This window comes from Saccharopolyspora sp. 7B (genome assembly GCF_020177435.1).
GTDB classification, from domain to species: Bacteria; Actinomycetota; Actinomycetes; order Mycobacteriales; family Pseudonocardiaceae; genus Saccharopolyspora_C; species Saccharopolyspora_C gregorii.
The window spans coordinates 1-24,452 of sequence record NZ_JAIUKC010000166.1; the positions used below are offsets into that span (position 1 = coordinate 1).

Annotated in this window: 22 protein-coding genes, 1 pseudogene and 1 riboswitch; of the genes and pseudogenes, 6 read left to right on the forward strand and 17 right to left on the reverse strand. The window is 71.7% G+C overall.

Annotation, left to right across the window (positions count from 1 at the left end; all coding sequences use genetic code 11):
• The 4 genes from LCD33_RS23080 to LCD33_RS23095 form a co-directional block, all read right to left on the reverse strand.
• Positions 1-1,304: dihydroxyacetone kinase family protein (locus tag LCD33_RS23080; protein ID WP_224978265.1), on the reverse strand; the 1,304-nt coding region annotated here is incomplete at its 3' end.
• 90 nt (positions 1,305-1,394) lie between these two features.
• Positions 1,395-2,732, reverse strand: coding sequence for a GntP family permease (locus LCD33_RS23085; protein WP_224960341.1), 1,338 nt, complete (start codon positions 2,730-2,732; stop codon positions 1,395-1,397).
• A gap of 100 nt (positions 2,733-2,832) precedes the next feature.
• Positions 2,833-3,597 (reverse strand): SDR family NAD(P)-dependent oxidoreductase, encoded by a 765-nt coding sequence (locus LCD33_RS23090; protein WP_224960342.1) that lies wholly within the window; start codon positions 3,595-3,597, stop codon positions 2,833-2,835.
• A 177-nt stretch (positions 3,598-3,774) separates the two neighbouring features.
• Entirely contained in the window at positions 3,775-4,581 is an 807-nt protein-coding gene (locus tag LCD33_RS23095; RefSeq protein ID WP_224967935.1) for a sugar phosphate isomerase/epimerase, read from the reverse strand.
• 135 nt (positions 4,582-4,716) lie between these two features.
• Here LCD33_RS23095 and LCD33_RS23100 point away from each other — a divergent pair, with 135 nt between their 5' ends.
• Positions 4,717-5,385, forward strand: coding sequence for a GntR family transcriptional regulator (locus LCD33_RS23100; protein ID WP_224967933.1), 669 nt, complete (start codon positions 4,717-4,719; stop codon positions 5,383-5,385).
• 90 nt (positions 5,386-5,475) lie between these two features.
• Positions 5,476-6,291: pseudogene (locus tag LCD33_RS23105) on the forward strand (methyltransferase); the annotation flags it as partial.
• A gap of 135 nt (positions 6,292-6,426) precedes the next feature.
• On the opposite strand, the gene LCD33_RS23110 reads toward LCD33_RS23105, so the two are convergent.
• Positions 6,427-7,017 (reverse strand): MOSC domain-containing protein, encoded by a 591-nt coding sequence (locus LCD33_RS23110; RefSeq protein ID WP_224978269.1) that lies wholly within the window; start codon positions 7,015-7,017, stop codon positions 6,427-6,429.
• A 133-nt stretch (positions 7,018-7,150) separates the two neighbouring features.
• Positions 7,151-8,203: a nitronate monooxygenase gene (locus LCD33_RS23115; RefSeq protein ID WP_224967930.1), complete on the reverse strand. Its 1,053-nt coding sequence runs from the start codon at positions 8,201-8,203 to the stop codon at positions 7,151-7,153.
• Between the two features lie 289 nt (positions 8,204-8,492).
• On the opposite strand from LCD33_RS23115, the gene LCD33_RS23120 reads away from it, so the two are divergent.
• Positions 8,493-8,711, forward strand: a complete 219-nt coding sequence (locus LCD33_RS23120) for a hypothetical protein (RefSeq protein ID WP_224960352.1) — start codon at positions 8,493-8,495, stop codon at positions 8,709-8,711.
• A gap of 63 nt (positions 8,712-8,774) precedes the next feature.
• Here the strand turns inward: LCD33_RS23120 and LCD33_RS23125 are convergent, their stop codons facing one another.
• Together LCD33_RS23125 and aceA are read right to left on the reverse strand one after the other, a co-directional pair.
• The gene (locus LCD33_RS23125; RefSeq protein ID WP_224960353.1) at positions 8,775-9,389 is read right to left on the reverse strand and encodes a Uma2 family endonuclease; all 615 of its coding nucleotides are present in this window, start codon (positions 9,387-9,389) and stop codon (positions 8,775-8,777) included.
• Between the two features lie 285 nt (positions 9,390-9,674).
• Positions 9,675-10,997: an isocitrate lyase gene (gene aceA, locus LCD33_RS23130; protein WP_224960354.1), complete on the reverse strand. Its 1,323-nt coding sequence runs from the start codon at positions 10,995-10,997 to the stop codon at positions 9,675-9,677.
• Between the two features lie 120 nt (positions 10,998-11,117).
• On the opposite strand from aceA, the gene LCD33_RS23135 reads away from it, so the two are divergent.
• Positions 11,118-12,578 (forward strand): XRE family transcriptional regulator, encoded by a 1,461-nt coding sequence (locus LCD33_RS23135; protein ID WP_224960355.1) that lies wholly within the window; start codon positions 11,118-11,120, stop codon positions 12,576-12,578.
• A gap of 33 nt (positions 12,579-12,611) precedes the next feature.
• On the opposite strand, the gene LCD33_RS23140 is transcribed toward LCD33_RS23135, so the two are convergent.
• The 8 genes from LCD33_RS23140 to LCD33_RS23175 all read right to left on the reverse strand — a co-directional run bounded on the left by LCD33_RS23140 (position 12,612) and on the right by LCD33_RS23175 (position 21,135).
• Positions 12,612-13,484 carry a hypothetical protein gene (locus tag LCD33_RS23140; protein ID WP_224967926.1) on the reverse strand — a complete coding sequence of 291 codons (873 nt, stop codon included), beginning with the start codon at positions 13,482-13,484 and terminating at the stop codon, positions 12,612-12,614.
• A gap of 12 nt (positions 13,485-13,496) precedes the next feature.
• A complete protein-coding gene (locus LCD33_RS23145) occupies positions 13,497-13,676 on the reverse strand; it encodes a MerR family transcriptional regulator (RefSeq protein WP_224978266.1) in 180 nt (59 codons plus the stop codon).
• Positions 13,677-13,766: 90 nt separating this feature from the next.
• Positions 13,767-14,684 (reverse strand): LysR family transcriptional regulator, encoded by a 918-nt coding sequence (locus tag LCD33_RS23150; RefSeq protein WP_224960357.1) that lies wholly within the window; start codon positions 14,682-14,684, stop codon positions 13,767-13,769.
• Between the two features lie 78 nt (positions 14,685-14,762).
• Positions 14,763-17,123, reverse strand: a complete 2,361-nt coding sequence (locus LCD33_RS23155; protein WP_224960358.1) for an arylsulfatase — start codon at positions 17,121-17,123, stop codon at positions 14,763-14,765.
• Positions 17,124-17,435: 312 nt separating this feature from the next.
• Positions 17,436-19,292: a translation elongation factor 4 gene (lepA, locus tag LCD33_RS23160; protein WP_224960359.1), complete on the reverse strand. Its 1,857-nt coding sequence runs from the start codon at positions 19,290-19,292 to the stop codon at positions 17,436-17,438.
• Between the two features lie 99 nt (positions 19,293-19,391).
• Positions 19,392-19,772 carry a VOC family protein gene (locus LCD33_RS23165; protein ID WP_224960360.1) on the reverse strand — a complete coding sequence of 127 codons (381 nt, stop codon included), beginning with the start codon at positions 19,770-19,772 and terminating at the stop codon, positions 19,392-19,394.
• Positions 19,773-19,866: 94 nt separating this feature from the next.
• Positions 19,867-20,070, reverse strand: coding sequence for a cold-shock protein (locus tag LCD33_RS23170; protein ID WP_224960361.1), 204 nt, complete (start codon positions 20,068-20,070; stop codon positions 19,867-19,869).
• Positions 20,071-20,328: 258 nt separating this feature from the next.
• Positions 20,329-21,135, reverse strand: a complete 807-nt coding sequence (locus LCD33_RS23175; RefSeq protein WP_224978267.1) for a TSUP family transporter — start codon at positions 21,133-21,135, stop codon at positions 20,329-20,331.
• Between the two features lie 228 nt (positions 21,136-21,363).
• Between LCD33_RS23175 and rpsT the strand changes: the two genes are divergently transcribed.
• Positions 21,364-21,624 carry a 30S ribosomal protein S20 gene (gene rpsT, locus LCD33_RS23180; protein WP_224960363.1) on the forward strand — a complete coding sequence of 87 codons (261 nt, stop codon included), beginning with the start codon at positions 21,364-21,366 and terminating at the stop codon, positions 21,622-21,624.
• A 202-nt stretch (positions 21,625-21,826) separates the two neighbouring features.
• On the opposite strand, the gene holA is transcribed toward rpsT, so the two are convergent.
• Entirely contained in the window at positions 21,827-22,810 is a 984-nt protein-coding gene (holA, locus tag LCD33_RS23185) for a DNA polymerase III subunit delta (RefSeq protein ID WP_224960364.1), read from the reverse strand.
• Positions 22,811-22,916: 106 nt separating this feature from the next.
• A riboswitch (SAM riboswitch) is annotated at positions 22,917-23,044 on the forward strand.
• Between the two features lie 12 nt (positions 23,045-23,056).
• Here holA and thrC point away from each other — a divergent pair.
• Positions 23,057-24,325, forward strand: a complete 1,269-nt coding sequence (gene thrC / locus LCD33_RS23190) for a threonine synthase (RefSeq protein ID WP_224978268.1) — start codon at positions 23,057-23,059, stop codon at positions 24,323-24,325.
• Positions 24,326-24,452 lie beyond the last annotated feature (127 nt).

The following is a 24,452-nucleotide window of genomic DNA, read 5'->3' on the forward strand; positions in this document are numbered from 1 at the left end:
GCCCAGGCGCTGCCCGCCCGCGCCAACGTCGACCGCACCCCCGCACCGGCCCGCACCGCCAGCGCCGCCGCCTCGTGCGCGGCCGCGGTCCCGCGCACCATGCCGCGACCGTGCCCGCCGTCCGCGACCACCGCGTCGACCCGGCCCAGCTCCGCGGCGTGCTCCTCGACGGCCCGGCGCTCCGCGCCGAACACCGCCACCAGGGCCGCCGCGGTCTCCCGCGAATGCGCGCCGGTGCCGGGGTACTCGGCCCCGCGGACGAGCCGTTCGAGCACCGCCGAGGGGGCCGGAGGGGCCGGGACCCGGCGGCGGACGCGCTTGCCGTACGCGGGCGTGTCGGCGGAGGCGCGCCAGAACCGCTCCAGCTCCGCGTCCAGCCAGCTCAGCGTGAGCGAGACGCCCGCCATGTCCAGGCTCGTCACCAGTTCCCCGGCCTCCGGCTCCACCGGTTCCATCCCGGCGCCGCGCAGCCGCCGCGCCACGTCGTTCCACAGCACGAACAGCTCCTCACGACCGGTGCTGCCCAGCCCGTTGAGCAGGACGCCGACCCGGGAACCGGCATCGGCCGGGGCCTCGGCCAGCAGACCGTCCACCAGGAGTTCCGCGAGCCGGTCGGCCGACGGGAGGTCCAACTCGGAGGAACCGGGCTCGCCGTGGATGCCCAGCCCCAGGCCCATCTTCCCGGCCGGCACCTCGAACAGCGGCTCGCGCCCGCCGGGCAAGGTGCAGCCCTCGAAGGCGACGCCCAAGCTGCGGGTGCGGTCGTCGGCCAGCCGCGCGGCCCGCTCCACCTCGTCGAGCGCCAGCCCCTCCTCCGCGGCCGCGCCCGCCACCTTGAACACCGCGAACGCACCCGCGATCCCCCGCCGCGCCGACCTCAGCCCGGCGGGCGCCGAGGCCACGTCGTCGGTGACCACCGTGGTGCGGCAGTCGATGCCGTCCAGCCGCAACCGCTCCTGCGCGGCACCGAACCCGGCACCGTCTCCCGCGTAGTTGCCGAGGACGAACAGCACCCCGGCACCGCAGTGCACCGCGCGGGCGACCGACAGCACCGCCCGCGGCGACGGCGGGGCGAACACGCCGCCCACCACGGCACCATCGGCGAAACCCGGCCCGACCAAGCCGAAGAACGCCGGGTAGTGCCCGGCTCCGCCGCCGACGACCACCGCCACCTTGCCCTCGTCCGCGGGCACCGCCCGCACCACGCCGCCCTCGACCCGGCGCACCTGGTCCACGTGCAGATCGCAGAACCCGGCGAGCGCGTCCTCGGCGAACGAGGCCGGGTCGTCGAACAAGCGCGTCATCGTTCCCTCACTGGATCACCGGCGGGCGCTCCCGCGCCGGCTACCAGGGTGCGGTGCGCGGACACCGCCGCGCCGGATGACCTTCCCGCCTCACAGCACCAGATCCGCGGCCAGCACCAGCAGCAGCGCCACCACCGACATGATCGACTGCGCGACCGTGTACACCTGGAACGCGCCGCGGGTGGACAGGCCCAGCATGGTGCGGAACATCCAGAAGGTGTTGTCGCTGACGTGCCCGCCGAAGCTCGCCCCCGCCGCCGCGGCCAGCGCCACCAGCACCGCAGGGGTGTCCAGACCGCCCACCACCGGCGCCAGCAGGGTCGCCGCCGTGATCGCCGCGACCGAACCCGAACCCTGCGCCAGCCGCAGCAGCGCCGCCACCAGCCACGCCAGCAGCAGCGGCGAAGCGCTGCCCGCGTGGAACATCCCGGAGACCACGTCGCCCACGCCGGTCCTGCTGATCACCTCGCCGAGCGACCCCGCCACGCCGGTGAACAGCAGGATCGTGCCGCTCGTGGACGCACCCCTCGTCAGCGCCCGCTCCACGGCATCGCGGGACAGCGTCCACGCGGTCAGCGCGCACCCGATCAGCAGACCGATCAGCAGCGCCACCACCGGATCCGCCAGGAACGAGATCCAGCCGATCGCCGCGCCCGCCGTCTCCGTCACCGTGCCCAGCACGATCAGCGCCAGCGGCACCAGCACCGGCAGCACCAGCACGACCAGCGGCAGGGTGCGGCGCGGCGATTCCTCCGGGGCCACGTCCATGCCCTGGAACCCGTCCCCGGCCGACGCCTCGTCCTTGGCCGGGTCCCAGGTGCGGCGCATCAACCTGCCGTGCAGGAACACCGAGATGATGATCGCGAGCACCCCGATCCCGATGCCGCACACCAACATCGCGCCCAACCCGACGCCGAGCGAGCCGCTGACCGCCAGCGCCGCCGCTCCCGGCAGCACCATCAGCAGGCCCACCTCCAGGCCGATCGCCAGCGAACCGCCGACGGCGGCCACGCTCGCCCCGGTGCGCGCCGCCACCGAGCGGGCGATCGGCGCAAGCATCACCAGCGCCACGTCGAAGTAGATCGCCGGGAACACGACACCGGAGGACAGGCCCAGCGCGTACGGCGACCGGGACTTCCCGAACGCCTTCAGGAACAGCTCGACGATGCGCTGCAACGTCCCCGTCGCCGACAGCAGCGATCCGAGCAGCACGCCGAACCCGATGATCAGGCCGACCTCCGCCATCAGACCGCCGAAGCCGTCCGTGACGGCCTTCGCCGTGCCCTCGAACCCGAGGCCGGTGGCCAGCCCCAGGTACAGCGAGCCGAGCACCAGCACGATGACCGGGTTGAGCCGCGCCCCGACGATCAGGGCGACGATGCCGACGACCGCGATCGTCGTGTGCAGCAGCAGGAGGGAGGGGGCCATGTTCGCTCCGTGATCCTCGTCGTTGAGGCGGTGCCGCGGGCGGGACGTGAGCTTCCACGAGCACGTCCCCGCACGTCGCGGCGGGTCGGTCCGGGACGCGTCAGTTGATGTGCGAGCCACCGTTGATGTCGAAGGTGGCGCCGGTGATGTAGCCGACGTCCTCCCCGGCCAGGAACGCGATCGTCGCGGCGACGTCGCCGGTCCGGCCGTTGCGGCCCACCGGCACGTCGGCGATCAGCTCCTCCTTGCGCTCCCCGGTGAGCAGGCCCCCGGTGATGTCGGTGTCGATCAGCCCGGGCGTGACGGCGTTGACGACCACCCCGTTCGGCCCGACCTCCCTGGCCAGCGCCCTGGTGAGCCCGAGCACGGCGGCCTTCGCCGCGGAGTAGTGCGAGCCGCCGAACACGCCGCCGCCGCGCTGCGCGCTGACCGAGGACACGTTGACGATGCGGCCGTAGCCCCGCTCGACCAGGCCGGGCAGCACCCGCTGGGTCACCAGGTACGTGCCGGTGACGTTGACCTTGAACACCAGGTCCCACTCGGCGGGCGCGATGTCCAGGAAGCGGGTCGGCCGGGTGATGCCCGCGTTGTTGACCAGCGCGGCGATCGGGGGCAGCTCCGAGTTCTCGACGGCGGTGACCGCGGCGTCCACCGAGTCCTGGTCGGTGACGTCGGCCCGCACGCCCAGGGCGCGCACGCCGTGCTCGGCCGCGACCAGCGAGGCCGTGGCCTCGGCGGCGGCACCGTCGAGGTCCAGCACGGCGATGTCGAAACCGGCGGCGGCGAGCCTGCGGGCGGTCTCCCGGCCGATGCCGCGCTCCGAGCCGGCTCCGGTGATCAGGGCGGTGCGGGCGGTGTCGGACATGCGGGTCCTCCTGAGTTCGGTCCGGTGCGGCGCCGGGGCCGGTGCCGCGAGTCGTGGGTGCCGCGCGTGCGGCGGGGTGTCGCAGGTGGAGATGGGTTGCCGCGCGTTGCGGCGGATCGGGACGGGGTGCCACGAGTCGTTGCCGGGCGCCCGCCGCGTGGTGGCTCGGTGCCGCGGTCAGAGCAGCGCGGTGATCGCGTCTTTCGCGGCGGCGGCCGCGGCGGGGCGTTCCTGCTCGCGCACGTCGTGCGTTTCGAGTTCCAGCACGTACCGGCCGCCGTAGCCGGCCTTCCGCAGCGCCCGGACCACCCCGGCGAAGTCGGCGCGGCCGCGGCCGATGCTGAGGTTGATGTCACCGGGCTCGGCGTCGCGCAGGTGCACGTGCTCGATGCGCTCGGCGAAGTCCCCGGCGAACGCGACCTCGTCGAAACCGCCCGCCACCACGTGGCTGACGTCGAACACGAACCCGGCCGACTCGGCGGGAACTCGCTCCAGCAGCGCGGCCGCGCGGTCCGCGGTGTGGCAGAAGCGGAAGTGGTGCAGCCCTTCGACCAGCAGCCGCACCCCGTGCTCCGCCGCGAGGTCGCCGAGCGAGCGCAGGCCGCGTGCGATCCGGTCGAGGTCGGTCCGCTCGTCCGCGAACGGCTCCCGCTGCTGCGCGCCGCAGGGCACGATGACCGCCGCGTCCAGCTCGGCTGCGAGCTCCACGAGCCCCCGCCCGGCGGTGAGCAGGTCCCGCTCGTCGAGCCGCGGATCGTTGAGCGGGCCGGGGTCGACGTTGATCGCCCAGTTGCGCAGCCCGGAACCCCGCACGAGCTCCACGAGGTCGTCCACGGGCCCGGTCAGCGGGGTGGGGATGTGGTCGCACACGCCGGGCAGGCCGCCGAGGTCGATGCCGTCGAAGCCGAGTTCGCGGATGGTCGCGAGCGCCTCGGCCACCGGCAGCCGCCGGAACGAGATCGTCGAACAGCCCAGCTCCGGCATCTGCCTCACTCCTTCGTGCGTCAGGTAGCGCACAGTTAACGACGCGTCGAGTCGACTGTCAACAGTCGACCGTTATTCGCCGACCCGGCCGTGGACTACGATGTGCGGGTCAGCGAGCAGAGAGGCGATCCACTGGTGTCCCTGGATGTTCCGGCGCTCGGCGGCGTCGACCGGCAGACCCTGCGCGAGCAGTCGCTGCGCAAGCTGCGCGAGGCGATCAGCAGCGGGCAACTCGAACCCGGCAGGCGGCTGATCGAGACCGAGCTCAGCGAAGCGCTCTCCGTTTCCCGCGGGACCCTGCGCGAAGCCCTCCGCCACCTCGTGCAGGAAGGGCTCGTCGTCGCCGACGAACGCGGCAAGCTGCTGGTGCGAGCGCTCAGCGGCGCCGAGGTCCGGGACATCTTCGCGGTGCGCGCCGCCCTCGAATCGCTGGCCGTGGAGACGCTGTGCGGCGCCGACGACCGCGCCGCGATCGTCGGCGAACTGCGCGCGGCCGTCGACCGGCTGCGCGACCTCGGCCAGGACATGGCCGCGCTGGTCGAGGCGGACCTCGCCTTCCACCAGCGGATGTGCGAGCTCACCGGCAACGCCGCGCTCGTGCAGTCCTGGCAGCACATCTCCGGGCTGACCCGCGCCACCATCGTGCGCTCCGGCCCGGAGCTGGCGGTGCGGAACATGGCCTGGCAGCGGCACTCGCCGATCGTCGACGCCATCGAAGCGGGCGACTCCACCCGGGCCCGCGAAGTCGTGCGCGAACACATGCAGGAGACCGCCGAGCGGATCGTGGCGGTGCTGCGGGACTGAGGGGCGCGTTCCCCGCGCACCGCCCCTGCCGGTGACCGCCGCTGCGCCTATCCTCCCCGCATGGCTCCAGAGCCGGTGGACGTCTGGGCGATGGCCGACCTGGTCACGCCCTTCGCCGTGCGCACCGCCGCCACGCTGCGCCTGGCCGACATCGTCCAGGACGGCGAGCTCCCGCTCGACGAGATCGCGAAGCGGTCCGGAGCCGAGGCCGATCCGCTCGGCAGGGTGCTGCGGTACCTGGTGCGGCGCGGGTTGTTCACCGAACCGGAACCGGACGTCTTCGGCCCCAACGAGGCCTCCCGCGCCCTCCAGGCCGACGCCCCGGGCGGCAGCCGCGAATGGCTCGATCTGGACGGCGCCGTCGGCCGCGCCGACCTGGCCTTCGTGGAACTCGTCGAGCAGGTCCGCGGCCACCACGCCGCGTATCCCGCCGCGTTCGGCCGCTCCTTCCGGGAGGACCTCGCGCACGACCCGCAGCTGTCGGACTCCTTCGACGACCTGATGGAGACCAAGTCCGACGAGCTGGCCCCGGCCATCGCCGCGGCGGTCCCCTGGGAGCGGTTCGGGCGGGTGACCGACGTGGGCGGTGGCAAGGGCGTGCTGCTCGCCGAACTCCTGGAACGGCACCCGGATCTGCTCGGGACGCTGGTGGACCTGGCCGGCCCCGCCGGAACCGCGGAGGGGTACCTGGAGTCGCGTGGGGTGCGCGATCGCGCCGAGGTCGTCGTCGGCGACTTCTTCGACCCGCTACCGCCGGGCGCCGACGCTTACGTGCTGTGCGACGTCCTCGGGGATTGGGAGGACGCGGACGCGGTGCGGCTGCTCGGCCGGTGCGCCGAGGCCGCCGGCGCGGACGGCCGGGAGGGCAGCGTGCTCATCATCGAACTCCTGCCGGACCAGGACGGCGAGTTCACCGAGATGGACCTGCGGCTGATGGTCTACGTCGGTGGCCGGATGCGCGCCTCGACCGCACCGGGCGCATCGTCGGCGCGGCCGGGCTGTTCATCGCCTCCGTCACCAGGCTCGACGACGGTCACGGCGTCATCGAATGCCTTCCGGACCGGTGAGCTCGGCGAGCCCGAGCTTGACCCGCAACTTCTCCGGCAGGTCGGCGGCGGCCGCGACCACGTGCTCGCGGCGGTCCCGGTCGCCCAGGTTCAGCGCGAGCACGTCGGCGACGGTCACCGCGTGCTCCGGCCTGCTGAGCACGTCGACCGGATCTCCCGCGGTGATCTCCCCCGGCTGCTCCACCGCCAGGTAGGCGCCGGGGCGACCGACCGCGGCGAACCGCTTCACCAGGCCCTTGACCTCCCAGAACCCCGCGAACACCCGGCACGGGTCGCGCGGTGCGGTCACCCGCAGCACCGCACCGCCGATCCGCCAGCGCTCCCCCACCAGGGCGGTGCTCGCGTCGCAGCCGACCAGGCTCAGGTTCTCCCCCGCGTTGCCGGGCACCAGTTCCCTGCCCAGTTCCGCAGACCAGAACCGCAGGTCCTCGACGTCGAAGGCGTAGGCCGCCTGGTACCAGGCGCCGTGGTGCTTGCGGTCCACCACGGCGTCGCCGTGCACACCGCTCCCGGTGAACCGCACCGGCCCCGGCACCGGTCGCTTGTCGATGCCGGTGCTGCCCATCCGGCCCGTCCACTCGCCGGTCCGCAGGACCGCGATGTTCACTGACTGCACATGGCCCACCCGGTCAACCTATGTTCGTCCCCGGCTCCGGCGCACGAGGTTTTCCGCCACACGGCCGAGCGGACCGGGCAGTTCAGCGCAGGCGGGCACCCGCGGCATCGAGCGCGGTCCGAGCCTGCTCGACGAGTTCGCGGACGAGTTCGGCGGCGGGCCGCGGTGTCACCTGCGCGTAGGTCTGCCCCGCCCACAGCGACATCGCCTCCGGGTCGTCGGCGCGCCCGGCCGCGCCGCGCACCGGCTTGGTCAGGTGGTGCAGCTGCGGGTAGGCGGCCGGGGCGTGCGGCCCGTGCTCCCGCAGGAAGCGGTTGACCAGACCCCGCGCCGGACGCCCGCTGAACGCCCGGGTGATCGCGGTGCTCCTGGTGCCCGCCGCGAGCTCGGCGCGCTGGGTCGGCGCGGTGCCCGCTTCCGCCGACACCAGGAATGCGGTGCCGAGCTGCGCGGCCACCGCGCCGGCCGAGAGCACCGCCGCCAGATCTGCGCCCGTCACGACACCCCCAGCGCCGACCAGCGGCAGGTCGACCACCCCGGAGATCGTGCGCAGCGCGCCCAGCAGCCCGTACGGCTCCCCGCCCGCGGGCGAGTCCGGATCGTCCTCGAACACGCCGCGGTGCCCACCCGCTTCGGAGCCCTGCACGCACAACAGGTCGACCCCGACCTCGGCGGCCAGCCGCGCCTCGTCCGGTGTCGTGACGGTGCAGACCACCTGCGCGCCGGCCTCGTGCAACCGGTCCACTGTGGACCTCTCCGGGCGCCCGAAGGTGAACGACACCACCGGAACCCGTTCGTCGATCACCAGCTCCACCTTGGCCTGGTACAGGTCGTCGTCCCAGTGACCGGACCCGGCCTGCACTCCGTAGCGCTCGGCCTCGGCCGCCACCCGCTCCCGGTACTCCGCCAGGTCCAGGTCCCGCCGCGGGCCGGGCACGAACAGGTTCACGCCGAAGGGTTCCGAGCTGAGCTCGCGCACCCGCCGGATCTGCCCTGCCAGGTCGTCTTCTGCGAGGTAGCCCGCGGCCAGGAAGCCGAATCCGCCCGCGCCGCCGACCGCGGCCACCAGTTCGGGCGTGGAGATCCCGCCCGCCATCGGCGCCGCGATCACCGGTGCGTTCCGCTGCTCGATCATGTCCCGGACCCTAGTGACGGCCCAGATCACGCGCGAGTGGCGCGCTCCGCCGGGTCGGACGGATCACACCCCTCCCACCTGTTCGCATTCCGGCCGTCCGGCCCGGGAATCCGGGTGGTCTCGGATCGAGGCGTTCCCGCGCCACCACCGAAGGTCTGCGACCCGCGCCACGAGTGCGCCGGGCGTGTACCGAACGCGAAAACGAGCTGTGAACGACCTTGCCCGCGGCCACCCCGGCGGCGAATCTCTTGGCACAGCAAGCGATCGAGCACGAGAACGGGTGATCCTCATGAACACGACCGCCGAACAGACCACCGCCGCCGAGCCCCGCTCGCACGTCCGCCGCATCGCGTTCGCCGCGATTGCGGTGCCCGCGCTGATGGTCGGGCTGGCGCTGCCCGCGAACGCCGCGGAGCTCACCCCGATCGCCGAAGCCCTGGACACGACCGTGGCCGCCACGCTGTCCTCGCTGGGCGCAGCGCTGGACGCGCTGGGCCTGGCGGCCTGACCCGGTGCCCGGCCGCCCGGCGCGTGGGCGGCCGGGCCCCGCGAGCCCCCCGGGCGCCGGTCCTCATGGTCGCAACCCCGCCACCAGGTCGGCGGGGGTCAACTTGATCGGGAACGGCTGCTGCACCTCGAACACCTCGTCCTCGCGCGCGCGGGCGATCCGCTGGTACCCGGACCCGCCCACCAGCTCCCACGCGGTGATCGACGGCTCCTCCAGGTCCGGGTCCACCAGCCAGAAGAACCGAGCGCCCAACCGCGCGTAGACCGCCTTCTTCAACGTCGAGTCCTTGATCCTGCTGCTCGCCGAGACCACCTCGACCGCCAGCACCGGGGCGGTGGGCAGGTTCCGCAGCGTCAGGTCGTCGTGGCGGGCCACCAGGACGTCCGGCCGCAGCTCGGTGAACGGGTCCGGGCGCACCGCGAACGGCGCGGGCAGCACCCGGTACTCCGCGGTGCAGGCGATGTGCAGCTGCGAGGCCAGCTCCACCACCGCCGCCTGGTGCGGCCAGCCGGGCAGCGCGCTCACCATCAGCTCGCCGTCGACCAGCTCGTACCTGCGGCCGTCCTCCGGGGAACCGTCCAGGTCGTGCACGCTGAACGGCCGTCCCGCCCCCGTCTCGATCCGCATGATCGCCACCTCTTCCCGCTCGTCGCTGCGCTCCGGCGGCACGAGCGCCACCGGAACCGGTCTGCGATGAAGAGGGGTCAACCCGCCGTTCTGATACAGCGCTCACCGGAAGGTGTGAAAACGCAGTGGGGGGGGGGGGCCGTTCGGGGACTCCCGCCCACTCGCACCATTGCGATCACGCACACCCCGCCACAGGGCCGCTGGTGCGTCTGAGATGAGCGCTCCCGCGACGAGCGCTCAGCCGTGCTGCCGGGTGGGGAACGCGGTTCCGGCCGCCGCGGACCGGAACCGCCGCTCCCCGCCCGTCCGGCGCCTCGGCACCGGATCAGGTCGCGATCAGAACTGCGCGGCCTCGGTCGAGCCGGCCAGCGCGGTGGTCGACGAGTCCGGGCTGACCGCCGTGCTGATCAGGTCGAAGTAGCCGGTGCCCGCCTCGCGCTGGTGGCGGGTGGCCGTGTAGCCCTGCGCCTCCGCGGCGAACTCGCGCTCCTGCAGGTCCACGTAGGACGTCATGCCGTCCGCCGCGTAGCCCTTGGCCAGGTCGAACATGCCGTAGTTCAGGGCGTGGAAACCGGCCAGCGTGATGAACTGGAACTTGTAGCCCATGTGGCCGAGCTCGCGCTGGAACTTGGCGATGGTGCTGTCGTCCAGGTTCTTCCGCCAGTTGAACGACGGCGAGCAGTTGTAGGCCAGCATCTGGTCCGGGTACTTGGCCTTGATCGCCTCGGCGAACTGCTTGGCGACCTCCAGGTCCGGCTTCGAGGTCTCCATCCAGATCAGGTCCGCGTGCGGCGCGTAGGCCAGACCGCGGGTGATGCAGGGCTCGATCCCGTTGGTGACCTTGTAGAAGCCCTCGGAGGTGCGCTCACCGGTCACGAACTTCTGGTCGCGCTCGTCGATGTCGCTGGTCAGCAGCGTCGCGGCCTGCGCGTCGGTGCGGGCGACGACCAGCGAGGGCACGCCCGCGACGTCGGCGGCGAGCCGCGCGGCGTTCAGCGTCTTGACGTGCTGGCTGGTGGGGATGAGGACCTTGCCGCCCAGGTGGCCGCACTTCTTCTCGGAGGCCAGCTGGTCCTCCCAGTGCACGCCCGCGGCGCCCGCCTGGATCATGCCCTTCATCAGCTCGTAGGCGTTGAGCACGCCGCCGAAGCCCGCCTCGGCGTCCGCGACGATCGGGGCCAGCCAGTGCGTCGGCTCCGACTCGGTCTCCGCCGTCTCCGGGTCCAGCGCCTCGGACCAGCTGATCTGGTCGGCGCGCTTGAGGGCGTTGTTGATCCGGCGGACCACCTGCGGGACCGAGTTCGCCGGGTAGAGGCTCTGGTCCGGGTAGGTCTCGCCCGCCAGGTTGGCGTCCGCGGCGACCTGCCAGCCGGACAGGTAGATGGCCTTCAGACCGGCGCGGACCTGCTGGACCGCCTGGTTGCCGGTGAGGGCCCCCAGCGAGTTGATGTAGTCCGTCTCGTGCAGCAGGTTCCACAGCCGCTCGGCGCCGAGCCGGGCCAGGGTGTGCTCCTCCTGCACCGAGCCGCGCAGCCGGACGACGTCGGCGGCGGTGTGGGTGCGCTCGATGCCCTTCCAGCGGGGGTCGGTGTCCCACTCGCGCTGGAGTTCCTCGGCGGCCTTGATCGCCTGCTGGCGGCTTCCGGGCTGGAGGCTCATGGTCTTCCCCTTCCGGGATGTTCGTTGCGGCGTTGCTGGACCCAGTCTTGCCGCAGAACCACCCCGTTCAGCGAAGAAATCCAAGGAAATTTCGGCCCTTTTTCTGCTAGCATCAACGCCATGGCCGAGTTCGCCCCCGAAGAAGACCGCAATTTTTCCACCGACCAAGACCTCCTGGTCTTCGGTCAGAGATTGCGCCACCTGCGCCGCGCCGCCGGGCTCACCCTGGTTGAGCTGGGCGAACGCGTCGGCCGCGCGCCATCTCAGCTGTCCCTGCTGGAGAACGGGCACCGGGAGCCGAAGCTCTCGTTGCTGCGCGCGCTCGCCGACGCCCTGGGCAGCTCGGTGGACGAACTGCTGTCGAAAAAACCGCCGAACCGCCGCGCGGAGCTCGAGATCGCCGTCGAGCAGGCCCAGCTCGACCCGCTCTACCAGCGGCTGGACGTGCCACCGCTGAAGGTGGGCAAGCGGGTGCCGACCGAGGCGTTGGAGCACGTGCTCGCGCTCTACGACGAGCTCAAGCGGCGGGAGACCAAGCAGGTCGCCACGCCGGAGGAAGCGCGCAAGGCGAACGCCGAGCTGCGGCAGATGATGCGCGAGCACGGCAACTACTTCCCGGAGATCGAGAAGGCCGCCTCCGGCATCCTGGAGCGGGTCGGATACCACGGCGGCGCGCTGTCCGAGGGCGTCATCCAGTCCATCGCCACGCACATGGGCTACGGGCTGCGGTTCGTCACCGACCTGCCGCGATCGGTCCGCTCGATCACCGACATGCGGCACAGCCGGATCTTCCTGCGCCGCGAATCGCTCGGCATGCACAGCCCGCGCACGATCCTGCTGCAGACCCTCGGGCACCTCACCCTCGGGCACAGCCAGCCGCGGGACTTCGCGGACTTCCTGCGCCAGCGGGTCGAGGCGAACTACTTCGCCGCCGCCGTGCTGATGCCGGAGCAGGCCGCGGTCGGCTATCTCAAGCAGGCCAAGGCGGACCGCGACCTGGCGGTGGAGGACCTGCGGGACGTGTTCTCGGTGTCCTACGAGATGGCAGCACACCGGTTCACCAACCTCGCGACCCAGTACCTGGACCTGGTCTGCCACTTCGTCCGCAATGACGAGACCGGGATCATCTACAAGGCCTACGAGAACGACGGACTGGTGTTCCCCACCGATCCGGCCGGCGCCATCGAGGGCCAGCGGATGTGCCGGCACTGGGCCGGGCGGATGGTGTTCGCTTCGCCGGATCGCTACTCGACGCACTACCAGTACACCGACAAGCCCGGCGCCACCCACTGGTGCGTGGCGCACGTCGACCCCAACCGGGGGCGCGACTTCGCCATCACCCTCGGAGTGCCCTACACGGAATCCCGCTGGTTCCGGGGTCGCGAGACGACGAACCACTCGAAGTCGCGCTGCCCGAACGGTGAGTGCTGCCAGCGCCCACCGACAGAGCTCTCGAACCGGTGGCAGGGCATGGTGTGGCCATCAGCGCGGGCCCACTCGCACGTGCTCTCCGCACTGCCATCGGGGACCTTCCCCGGGGTGGACGAGGCCGACGTGTACGCCTTCCTCGAATCGCACTGATCCGTCCCGGTTTCCGCCGGTGGCCGGCGGGGATCAGGTCCGGGGCCGCGCCGGGATCGGCATCGCCAGCGTGGTGAGATCGCCGTGATCGGCGGAGCGGACGGTGGCCGGCTGCTCGGCACCGCGGAGGTCGAGCAGCAGGTCGGCGCCGATCGCGGTGCTCACCGCGGGGTAGAGCGTGGTCAGCTGGAACCGGACGTCGAGATCGGGACCCGTGACCTGAGCCGGCACCGGCGACCCAACCCCGGAATCCCCGGTCACGGTGAGGCCGTCCTGCCGGACGGCCAGTGACGGTTCGGCGGCGGAACTCGCCTCCAGCGCGCGGAAGAGATCGACCTTCTCCACCGCGACGCGGGTGGTGACGGCGGGCAACGCCTCGAGCATCGCCCGGTGGTCCGGGAACGGTTCGGCGAGCTGTCGGCAGTGCTGCACCACCGACCCGTCCAGCACCACCCGGACACCGTTGCGCGCCAACGCGATCGACACCCGATGGCTCCGGTGCACGCCGGGCAGGGCGGACCGCAGGTCGTCCGCGTGCACCGTGGCCGACCAACCGCCCGTCCCCCGCTCCACCGGGAGCAGGGTTCGAGTCGCCAACCGGTACCGGTCGGTGGTGGTCACCGTCACCGCCTCCGGGCCGCACTCGAAGAGCACCCCGTTGAGCACGGGGATCTCCGACTCCCGGGTGGTCGCGGACAGCACCTGCTCGACCGCGGCGGCGAACACCGGGCCGCTCACCGCGATCGGCTCCGACGGCGGCTCGTCCGCCCACGACGCGGTGATGGCCGCAGCCTGGTGCTGTTCGGTCGCGGCAGCGCCCACGACCTTCCGCACGTGTTCCTCCACCAGGTGCGCCGCGCGCTCGGCATCCGCGTCGAGCACGTCCCCGACCGCGGCGAGCGGCATGCCGATCTCGCGCTACCGCCGCAGCAGCACGGCCCGCTCCACCTGACGTTGCTCGTAGAACCGATAACCGGAGCCCGCGTCGACCCGCGCCGGAACGAGGAACCCGGAGTCGGCGTAGAAGCGCAACGCGCTGGCCGTCAGGCCGGTGCGCTGGGCGAAGAAACCGATGGACATCACTTCAGAACTGGACACCACGCCATCATCGAGCTTCGACCGACTTGAGGGTCAACGATGCCGAACCGAACGATTCCGGACCACGCCCGTTCGCCCCGCTCCGCCGCGCTACCGGACGCGCTTCTCCCGCGGCCGCGCCGAACTCGTCGCGAGATCGACGAACCGGGACGCGGCGGGCGACAGCGGACCCGGACGCCAGAGCAACCGGCTGCTGCGGACCACCTTCGGCCGCAGCGGGAGCACCGTGGCGCCCTCCTTGGCCGCGCCCACCGCCATCGACTCCGGCAGCAGGGTGACGCCCGCGCCGGCCAGCACGAGCGGGACGACCATCGCGAGGTGCGCGGTCTCCACCGACACTTTCGCGCGGAGCCCGCTGGCGGCGACCACGTCCTCGATGACCGCGCGCGTCGCAGTGCCCTCCGGAGTCGCGACGAAGTCCCGCGCCGCCAGCTCGGACAACCCGATCCGCTTCTGGCCCGGCTCCCCCGGCGGCAGCACCGCGTAGATCTGCCGACCCGGCAGCACGGCCTCGGCCATGCCCTCCGGGTCGGTGCTGGCATCGACCACGCCGAGCTCGCACTGCCCGGCCCGGACGCTGCCGGTCGCGGTCTTGCCCAGCTCCTGGTCGAACACCCGCACGTCGACCTGCGGGAAGTGCCGGAGGAACTCACCGATCAACCGGGCCAGCGGGTCGACCGCGAGCGTCGTCTGCGCGACGATGTCCAGCCGCCCCGACGCCAGCCCGAGCACCTGCCGCACGGAATCCTGCGCCGTGCTCAGGTCCCGCATCACCTGGCGGGCCGGTTCCAGCAACGCCTCCCCCGCCGCGGTGAGCCGGACACCGTGCGGCAGCCGGTGGAACAGCTTGCCGCCGAGCCGGTTCTCCAGCTGCCCGATCGCGGTCGACAACGACGGTTGCGCGACGCGCAGCGACTTCGCCGCACCGGTGAAGCTGCCGTGCTCGGCGATGGCCAGGAAGTACTCCACCTCACGACGCTCCACGACGGCCTCCCCTCCTCCGCTCACCGTAACCACCGCGGAGCAGGCGACCAGCGGGAACGCCCCGCCCCACGGCAGCACCGCCGGGCCGGGCCGGGAACCCGCTCAGTCGTGGGCGGCGCGGAACCGCTCCCGCGCCTCGTCGTCCGCCGCGTCGCTGGCCAGGTCGTCACCGAGGTCGAACCGCACCGATCGCAGGCGCCCGGTGAACGCGTTGTCCACCGGTGCGTAGTCGTCCACCACCGGGGACGCCCGGTCCACCCCGACGTCGAAGGTCTCGTCGAAGGCGAAGTAGTACGGGATCGTCGCGTCCACCCGACCCTCGGCGACCTCGGTGCCGTCCGCGGACAGCACCGCACGACCACCCTTGCCGACACCGCCGCCGTCGTAGGAGAACTCGAGGCGCACCTCGTGCTCGCCCGGCTCCAGCCCTCGGCCGCTGATCTTGTAGATGTCGGTGCCGAAGTAGTTGTACGCGTAGCTCGGGCGACCCTCGTGGAAGTACAACGACCACCCGCCGAACCGGCCGCCCTGCGCCACGACCACGCCTTCGGCCCCGCCTTCGGGTACCTCCACGCGCGCGGTGATCACGTACGAGCGGTTCTTGATGTTCGGCGCGGTCTCCTCGGTGAGGCGCTTCGCGCCGGCGTGGAAGGTGATCGTGCGGCGGTCGCCGAACAGGTCCAGCCGACCGGCCTCCTTCGGGTTCTCCCGCTCGGTCATCCGGTCGTCCAGCGGGAACACCTGGTGCTTGGCCGCCTCCACCAGGAACAGCTGCTGCAGCTCGCGGAGCTTCCCCGGGTGTTCGGCGGCGATGTCGTGCGCCTGGCTCCAGTCCACGTTGGTGTCGTAGAGCTCCCAGCGGTCGTCGTCGAAGGACCGGCGGGTGCCGTCCTGCACCATCTCCCACGGGGTGCCGTGCCTGGTCACGGCCATCCAGCCGTCGTGGTAGATGCCGCGGTTGCCGACCATCTCGAAGTACTGCACGCGATGGCGGTCCGGTGCGTCGGCGTCGTTGAAGCTGTAGAGCATGCTGGTGCCTTCGATCGGCTGCTGCGGAACGCCCTGCACCGAAGTCGGGTGCGGGATGCCCGCCGCTTCCAGGATCGTCGGCACCACGTCGATCACGTGGTGCCACTGGTCCCGGATGCCGCCGCGTTCCTCGATCCCGCGCGGCCAGTGCACGATCATGCCGTCCCGGGTGCCGCCGAGGTGCGAGGCGACCTGCTTCGTCCACTGGTACGGGGTGTTCATCGCCAGCGCCCAGCCGACCGGATAGTGCGCGTGGGTCGTGGCGTCACCGAGCGCGTCGCGGTTCGCGTTGATGAACTCGGCGCTGTCGGGGATCCCGGTGGCGAACCGGTGCTCGTTCAACGTGCCGCCGAGCCCGCCCTCTGCCGAGGCGCCGTTGTCCCCGAGGATGTAGATGAAGATCGTGTTGTCGAGTTCGCCCGTCTCCTCCAGCGCGTCGACGAGCCGACCCACCTGGTCGTCGGTGTGCTCCGCGAACCCGGCGTAGAGCTCCATCAACGAGGCCGCCGCGCGCTGCTCCTCCGCGGACAGCTCGTCCCAGTGCGGCACGCCCTCGGCCCACGGGGCGAGTTCGGTGTCCGGCGGAACCACGCCGAGCGCCTTCTGCCGCTCCAGGGTGATCTCGCGCTGCCGGTCCCAGCCGTGGTCGAACTTGCCGCGGTACTTGTCCCGGTACTCCTGCGGCACGTGGTACGGCGCGTGCGTCGCGCCGAACGGCAGGTAGGTGAAGAACGGGGTGTCCGGCTTCAACGTGTGCCGGGTGCGCACCCAGTCGATGGCCTGGTCCACCAGGTCCTCGGACAGGTGGTAGCCGTCCTCGGGCCGACGGTCCGGTTCCACGGGGTTGGTGCCGTCGAACAGCACCGGGTACCAGTGGTTCATCTCGGCGCACAAGAAGCCGTAGAACTTCTCGAAGCCCTCGCCGGTGGGCCAGCGGTCGAACGGGCCGGCCGGGCTCACGTCCCGCGCCGGGGTCTGGTGCCACTTGCCGAACGCGGCCGTGTTGTAGCCGTTGCCGTTGAGCACCTGACCGAGCGTGGCTGCGCTGCGCGGCCGGATGCCGCAGTAGCCGGGGGCCGCGCTGGACATCTCGGTGGTGACGCCCATGCCCACCGAGTGGTGGTTGCGGCCGGTCAGCAGCGCCTGGCGCGTCGGCGAGCAGATCGCGGTGACGTGGAACCGGGAGTAGCGCAGGCCGCCGTCGGCGAGCCGCTGCGCGGTGGGCATCTCGCACGGTCCGCCGAACGAACTGGACGCACCGAAACCCATGTCGTCGATGAGCACCAGCACGACGTTCGGCGCGCCCGCAGGGGCGTTCAGCGGCTGAGCGGGGGTGAAGGCCGGGTTCTGGTCGCGCGCGTCGAGCGCGGTGACGGCGGTGGGCGGGGCGTCCGGGATCGGCAGGTGTTCACGCGATACGTCGGATGCTCCCATGTGCGACCTCCTGTGCGGTGCGGCGGACGAGCACGGGAGACGGCGAAACCGCAAGCGGCGCAACGGTTTCCGCGTCCCCGCGGTGCGGCTCGAATGCTAGTCGGCGAACCGCCGCGAGCAAGGGTTCCCACGGGCCGGACGCCGCTGGTCAGCGAGTCCCGGACCACATCCGCACAAGATCACCGCAGGTGGCGGAGGTCCGCGGCGGAGGGCAGACCGATTCGCGATGCGCGCCATAGCCGGCGGCTATGGGTACGGCGAACCGACCCCGCCGTCCGCACCACCGCGGAGCGGAGCTCCACCGCGGACGCGTCACTTCTTGGACTTGGACTTGTCGTCCTTCCCGGCCGACTCGTCGGTGGACAGCGCCGCGACGAAGGCCTCCTGCGGGACCTCGACCCGCCCGATGGTCTTCATCCGCTTCTTGCCCTCCTTCTGCTTCTCCAGCAGCTTGCGCTTCCGGCTGATGTCACCGCCGTAGCACTTGGCGAGCACGTCCTTGCGGATGGCGCGGATCGTCTCGCGGGCGATCACCCGCGAACCGATCGCGGCCTGGATCGGCACCTCGAACTGCTGACGCGGGATGAGCTCGCGCAGCTTCGAGGTCATCTTGGTGCCGTAGGAGTAGGCGGAGTCCTTGTGCACGATGGCGCTGAACGCGTCCACCGGTTCGCCCTGCAGCAGGATGTCCACCTTGACCAGCTGCGAGCTCTGCGTGCCCGCCTCCTCGTAGTCCATCGACGCGTAGCCGCGCGTGCGGGACTTGAGGTGGTCGAAGAAGTCGAAGACGATCTCGGCGAGCGGCAGCGTGTAGCGCAGCTCGACCCGGCTCTCCGAGAGGTAGTCCATGCCTTCGAGGCGGCCGCGCCTGCTCTGGCACAGCTCCATGATGGTGCCGACGAACTCGGACGGGGCGATCACGGTGCACTTCGCGATCGGCTCGTGGATCTCGCCGATCTTGGCTTCCGGCCAGTCGGACGGGTTCGTGACCTCGATGTCCTCGCCCTCTTCGAGCTTCACCTGGTAGACGACGTTGGGCGCCGTCGAGATCAGGTTCAAGCCGAACTCGCGCTCCAGCCGGTCCCGGGTGATCTCCAGGTGCAGCAGGCCGAGGAAACCGCAGCGGAAGCCGAAGCCCAGCGCGCCCGAGGTCTCCGGCTCGTAGGTCAGCGCGGCGTCGTTGAGCTGCAGCTTGTCCAGCGCCTCGCGCAGGATCGGGTAGTCCGAGCCGTCCACCGGGTACAGCCCGGAGTAGACCATCGGCTTCGGTTCGCGGTAGCCACCGAGCGCCTCGGTCGCGCCCTTGCGCTCCGCGGTCACCGTGTCGCCGACCTTGGACTGGCGGACGTCCTTCACCCCGGTGATCAGGTAGCCGACCTCGCCGACGCCGAGCCCGGCGGAGGGCTTCGGGTCCGGCGAGATGATGCCGACTTCGAGCAGCTCGTGCGTCGCGTCGGTCGACATCATCCGGATCCGCTGCCGCGGCGTGATCTTGCCGTCGACGACGCGGATGTAGGTCACCACGCCGCGGTAGGTGTCGTACACCGAGTCGAAGATCATCGCGCGAGGCGGCGAGTCGTGCACGCCCTGCGGGGCGGGGATCTGGCGGACCACCTCGTCGAGGACCTCGCCGACGCCCTCACCGGTCTTCGCCGACACCCGCAGCACGTCGGTGGGCTCGCAGCCGATGATGTGCGCCAGCTCGGCCGCGTACTTGTCCGGCTCCGCCGCGGGCAGGTCGATCTTGTTCAGCACCGGGATGATCTGGAGGTCGTGCTCCATCGCCAGGTACAGGTTCGCCAAGGTCTGCGCCTCGATGCCCTGCGCGGCGTCGACCAGCAGGATCGCGCCTTCGCAGGCGGCCAGCGAGCGGCTGACCTCGTAGGTGAAGTCGACGTGCCCCGGGGTGTCGATCATGTGCAGCACGTGGTCGACGCCGTCCACGGCCCAGGGCAACCGCACGTTCTGCGCCTTGATCGTGATGCCGCGTTCCCGCTCGATGTCCATCCGGTCGAGGTACTGCGCCCGGTACGCCCGCTCGCCCAACACCCCGGTGAGCTGCAACATCCGGTCGGCCAGCGTCGACTTGCCGTGGTCGATGTGCGCGATGATGCAGAAGTTCCGGATGCGCTCCGGGTCCGTGAAGGTGGTGTCGGCGAAGCTGCTCACTCGGTGTTCCTTGGGATCTCGGGGTCCTCGCGGGGCGCGCGTGCAACCCACATCGTCCCACGCGGCGACCGGCCGCCGGTGCCCAACTCCGGGGGTGGCTCAGCGCGGCCGCTGGTCGGCGCGGATCGGATGGTCCGCCGGCACCTCGACGAGCACGATCCGCGTGCCGTCCGGGTCGACGATCCACGCCTCGTCCAGACCCCACGGCTGCCGGGCCGGTTCGGCCTCCACGGTGACTCCCAGCTCGGCGAGCCGGTCGAACTCGGCGCGCAGGTCCCGCACCTGCATCCACAGCACCTGGTCGGGGCTGGGGCCGTGCTCGCCGCGACCGGAGATCTCCAGGAACCCCTGCCCGAGGAAGAACACCGTGCCACCCGGGAACTCGCGGGAGATCGCCAGCCCGAGCACGTCTCGGTAGAAGCGCAGCGAGCCCTCCGGGTCGCGCGGGTGCAAGATCGTGCGGCTGTTGACGACGTCCATGGCTCCCGTTGTACCGCGCCACCCCGCCCAGGGCCGAAAAAACGGCGGGCCCCCACCTCGAAGGTGGAGGGCCCGCCGAAGCGGATCACCGCACTCAGACCGCGCGAACGCCGCTGGCCTGCGGGCCCTTCTGGCCCTGGGTGATCTCGAAGGTCACGGTCTGGTTCTCCTCGAGGGTGCGGAAGCCGTTGCCCTCGATGGCCGAGTAGTGGACGAAGACGTCCGGGCCGCCACCGTCGGGGGAGATGAAGCCGAAGCCCTTCTCGGAGTTGAACCACTTCACAGTGCCCTGTGCCATCTCTGTCTCCTCACAGCTGATGAGTAACCGGTGCTCGCACCGCGCGAGCACCGGGGCCTAGTCCAGACGGCGAACTCTCCAGCTTGCGCTCAGGACAGAGTCGCGCCCGCAACTTTCGCGAGCGTGTCGAACACGAACACAAAAATCGGCCGACTCATACAACCACACCCCGGGCGGGATCATTCCCGCGACCCGCCGGTGTTCTCGATCTCACATCACGCCTGACGTGGAGTCTTGACTGATCGTCCCGGAACGGGCTCACAGCCCGGATGCGAGCTTCCAGCCGAGGCTGGCCACCAGCGCCACGACGACGGTGAGGAAGACCTTCCGCACGAACACCGACCCGCGGCTGGACGCCAGCGCCGCGCCCAGCACGCTGCCGCTCGCGTTGCTCACCGCCATCACCAGCGCCAACCCCCACAGGATCTTGCCTGCGGCGATGAAGAACAGCAGCGCCCCGAGGTTGGTGGCCACGTTGACGATCTTCGCGGTGGCCGAGGCCCCCACGAACGCGAAGCCGACCAGCCCCACGAGCAGGAAGACCAGGAACGAGCCGGTGCCCGGGCCCGCGATGCCGTCGTAGAAACCGATCACCAGGCCGCCCGCGACCATCACCCAGGTCTGCTGGACCGGCCCGAAGCGCGGCGCCGCGACCGACCCCAGGTCTGGTTTGCGCCACGTGTAGATGCCGACCCCGACCAGGGCCACCAGCACCACCACGGTCAGCACCGTCTGCGGCAGCGACGCGGCGAACACGGCGCCACCCAGGGCGCCAAGGAAGGCGACGGCCGCCATCGGCAACGCGCTGCGCCACGGCACCGGGGTCCGCTTCGCGTAGGTCCACGCGGCCGCCGTGGTGCCCGCGACCGCGGCGAGCTTGTTCGTCCCGAGCGAGTAGATGATGTTGCCGCCTGGCACCAGCAGCAGCATCGCTGGCAGCTGGATCAGGCCGCCGCCTCCGACGATGGCGTCCAGCGCGCCGGCCAGGAACGCCGCGCAGCACAGGAAGACGAGGCCGGCCAGCGTCAGGTCGGCGAAGCCGGGCCAGCCCAATGCGGTGAACACGGGGCGCGAGCCTATGCCGCCCACCACCGATCGAGTCCCGGCTTGTGAGCGTCCTCGCACCCGGTGCCGACGCGGGTCGCTGCGAGCGCCGTTGCTAGGATCGTCGACCGTGCCGTGCGGCATTCCGCCAGGGAGGAAAGCTGCGCACGCCGTGGGCCCTCGGCCCCGGTGCGGCAGCGCCGATTCAGCGCGGCACGACTGAATCCGAACGAGGAAAGAGGCGCCCCAGTGGCCAACATCAAGTCTCAGATGAAGCGGATCAAGACCAACGAGCGCAACCGCCTGCGCAACAAGTCGGTGAAGTCCTCGGTCAAGACCGCCATTCGCAAGTTCCGCGAGGCCGTTGCCGCCGGCGACAAGGACAAGGCCCTGGAGCTGCAGCGCGCCGCCTCGCGCACCCTGGACAAGGCCGCCGGCAAGGGTGTCATCCACGCCAACCAGGCCGCGAACAAGAAGTCGGCGCTGGCGCAGGCCGTCAACAAGCTCTGAGCCCGAGCGCGGCCGGACCTTCGTCCGGCACGCGCACCGGCCCGAGACGGGGTCCGTTCCCACGGGAACGGGCCCCGCCTCGCGTTCGGGGCCGAAGCGTCTGGCGGGTTGGCGCTGAGATCGGGCTCTCGGGCGACTCCGGGCGCTCGGCACCGGGCACCGGGCACCGGCGGCGATCGTCGCCCTGGTGGCGTGTGCCGGGTCAGTTCCGGGAGGAGTGCAGCTCGACCAGCCGCAGCACCGTGCGCTCCAGCGCGTGGTCCGCGTCGGCGGCCATGCCCTTGACGTCCGCGTTGAGCACGGCGACCGCGCGCAGCGCCTCGGCCACGGTGGCGCTGCTCCAGCCCCTGGCCTGCGCCTGCGCCTTCTTCACCTTCCACGCGGGCATGCCCAGGTCTCCGGCGAGGCGGAACGGGTCCCCCCGGCCGTAGGCGGCGACCCGGCCGATGGTGCGCACCGAGTCGGCCAGCGCGTCCGCGATCAGCACGTGCGCCACGCCGAGCTGCAACGCCCAGCGCAGCGCCTCCAGCGCGCCGGCCAGATCACCGGTGACGGCCTTCTCGGCCACCACGAAACCGGTCACCTCGGCACGGCCGCGGTGGTAGCGGCGCACCTCCGACTCGTCGATCTTGCCGCCGGTGTCGGCCACCAGCTGCGAGGCCGCGGAGGACAGCTCGCGCAGGTCGAAGCCGACCGTCTCGATCAGCGCGCCGACACCCGCGGCGTCGATGCGGCCACCCGCGCGCCGCACCTCGTCCTTGACGAACGCCTCCCGCTGCGGCCCCTTCGTGATCTTGTTGCACTCGGTGACGCGGGCGTTGAGCTTGCGCAACGCGCTCGGCAGCTCCTTGGCGTTCTTCCCGCGACCACCGCCGCTGTGCACGATCACCAGCACCACGCCGTCCGCGGGCTGCCGCGCGTGCGACAGGATCGCCTCGGCGATCTCCTTGCCCGCGTCCTGGGCCGCTTCGAGCGCCACCACGCGCCCTTCGGCGAACAGCGAGGGGCTCAGCAGCTCGTCGAGCTCCGGCGGGGTGAGTTCACTCACCTTGATCCTGCGCAGCTCCGTTTCCGGGTCGGCGGCGCGGGCAGCGCCGACCGCCTCCCACAGAGCGCGCTCCACCAGCAGTTCCTCGTCTCCGAGGATCAGGTACAGCGGATCGCAGACCACCGACGGCGAACTCATGGGGGCATCGTCCCACGACCCTGCGACACCACCGCCGTTCCCGTGCGCCGACCCCGTGCTGGCCAGGACGCGGCGGCCTCCCGTAACGTTGCAGCCACAACCGAATAGCTCATCCAGAGGGGCAGAGGGAACGGCCCGATGAAGCCCCGGCAACCATCTCGACCTTTCGCGGCATTCGCGAGGTAGTCGAAGAAATTGGTGCCAACTCCGACCCGCCCGCGGGACAGATGAGGAAAGGACCTCGCGATGACCGCTGCCGCCCATGCCCCGAACTCCACCGGCAAGACCTACGACCTCGGTCCGGCCGTCGAGCTGGTGTCGAAGGAAGAGGGCCACCGCCAGCCCCTGGCTCCCGAGTTCGTGTCCCTGGAGGACTTCTCGCCGCTGGAGGTCGCCTACGACTTCGGGCGCGTCCGCCGCGAGGACATCGAGGCAGGCCCCCGCTCCATCTGGCGCTACAAGAAGCTGCTGCCGGTGCCGACGAACGTCGAGGAGCACCCGAACACCGAGCCCGGCTGTACCAGGCTGGTGCGCGCGGACAACCTCGCGAAGGCGCTCGGCGTCAAGCGGATCTGGATCAAGGACGACACCGGCAACCCGACGCACTCGTTCAAGGACCGCGTGGTCGCCGTCGCGCTGGCCGCCGCCCGCGAGTTCGGGTTCAAGGTGCTGGCCTGCCCGTCCACCGGCAACCTCGCCAACGCCGTCGCCGCTGCCGCCGCCCGTGCCGGCTGGGACTCGGTGGTCCTCGTCCCGTCCAACCTGGAGCGGGCCAAGATCCTGATGAGCGCGGTCTACGACGGCTCGCTGCTCGCGGTGGACGGCAACTACGACGACGTGAACCGGCTGGCGACCGAGCTCGCCGCCGAGCACGAGGACTGGGCGTTCGTCAACGTCAACGTGCGGCCGTACTACTCGGAGGGTTCCAAGACCCTCGGGTTCGAGGTCGCCGAGCAGCTCGGCTGGCGGCTGCCGGAGCAGATCGTGGTGCCCATCGCATCCGGCTCGCAGCTGACCAAGGTGGACAAGGGCTTCCGCGAGCTCGGGCAGACCGGCCTGGTCGAGCAGAGCCCGTACCGGATCTTCGGTGCGCAGGCCCACGGCTGCTCGCCGGTCGCCAGCGCGTTCAAGCAGAACCACGACGTGGTGCAGCCGGTGCGGCCGGACACCATCGCGCGTTCGCTGGCCATCGGCGCCCCCGCGGACGGCCCGTACGTGCTGGACGTGGTCCGGCGCACCGGCGGGGCCATCGAGGACGTCACCGACGAAGAGGTCGTCGCGGGCATCCGGCTGCTGGCCCGCACCGAGGGGATCTTCGCCGAGACCGCCGGTGGCGTCACCGTGGCGACCGCGAAGAAGCTCATCGAGGCCGGTCAGATCGACCCGGACCAGGAGACGGTGCTGCTCATCACCGGCGACGGCCTCAAGACGCTGGACGCCGTGCAGGACCAGGTCGGTCCGAAGGCGACGGTCGCCCCGAACACCGATGCCGTGAACGAGGCCCTCGGCCTGTGATCGGTGGGGGGGGGGGGGGGGGGGGGGGGGGGGGGGGGGGGGGGGGGGGGGGGGGCGCGGGGGGGGGGGGGGGCGGGGGGGGCCCCCCCCCGCGCGGCCCCCGCGCCGGGGCGGCGGCGCGCCGGGG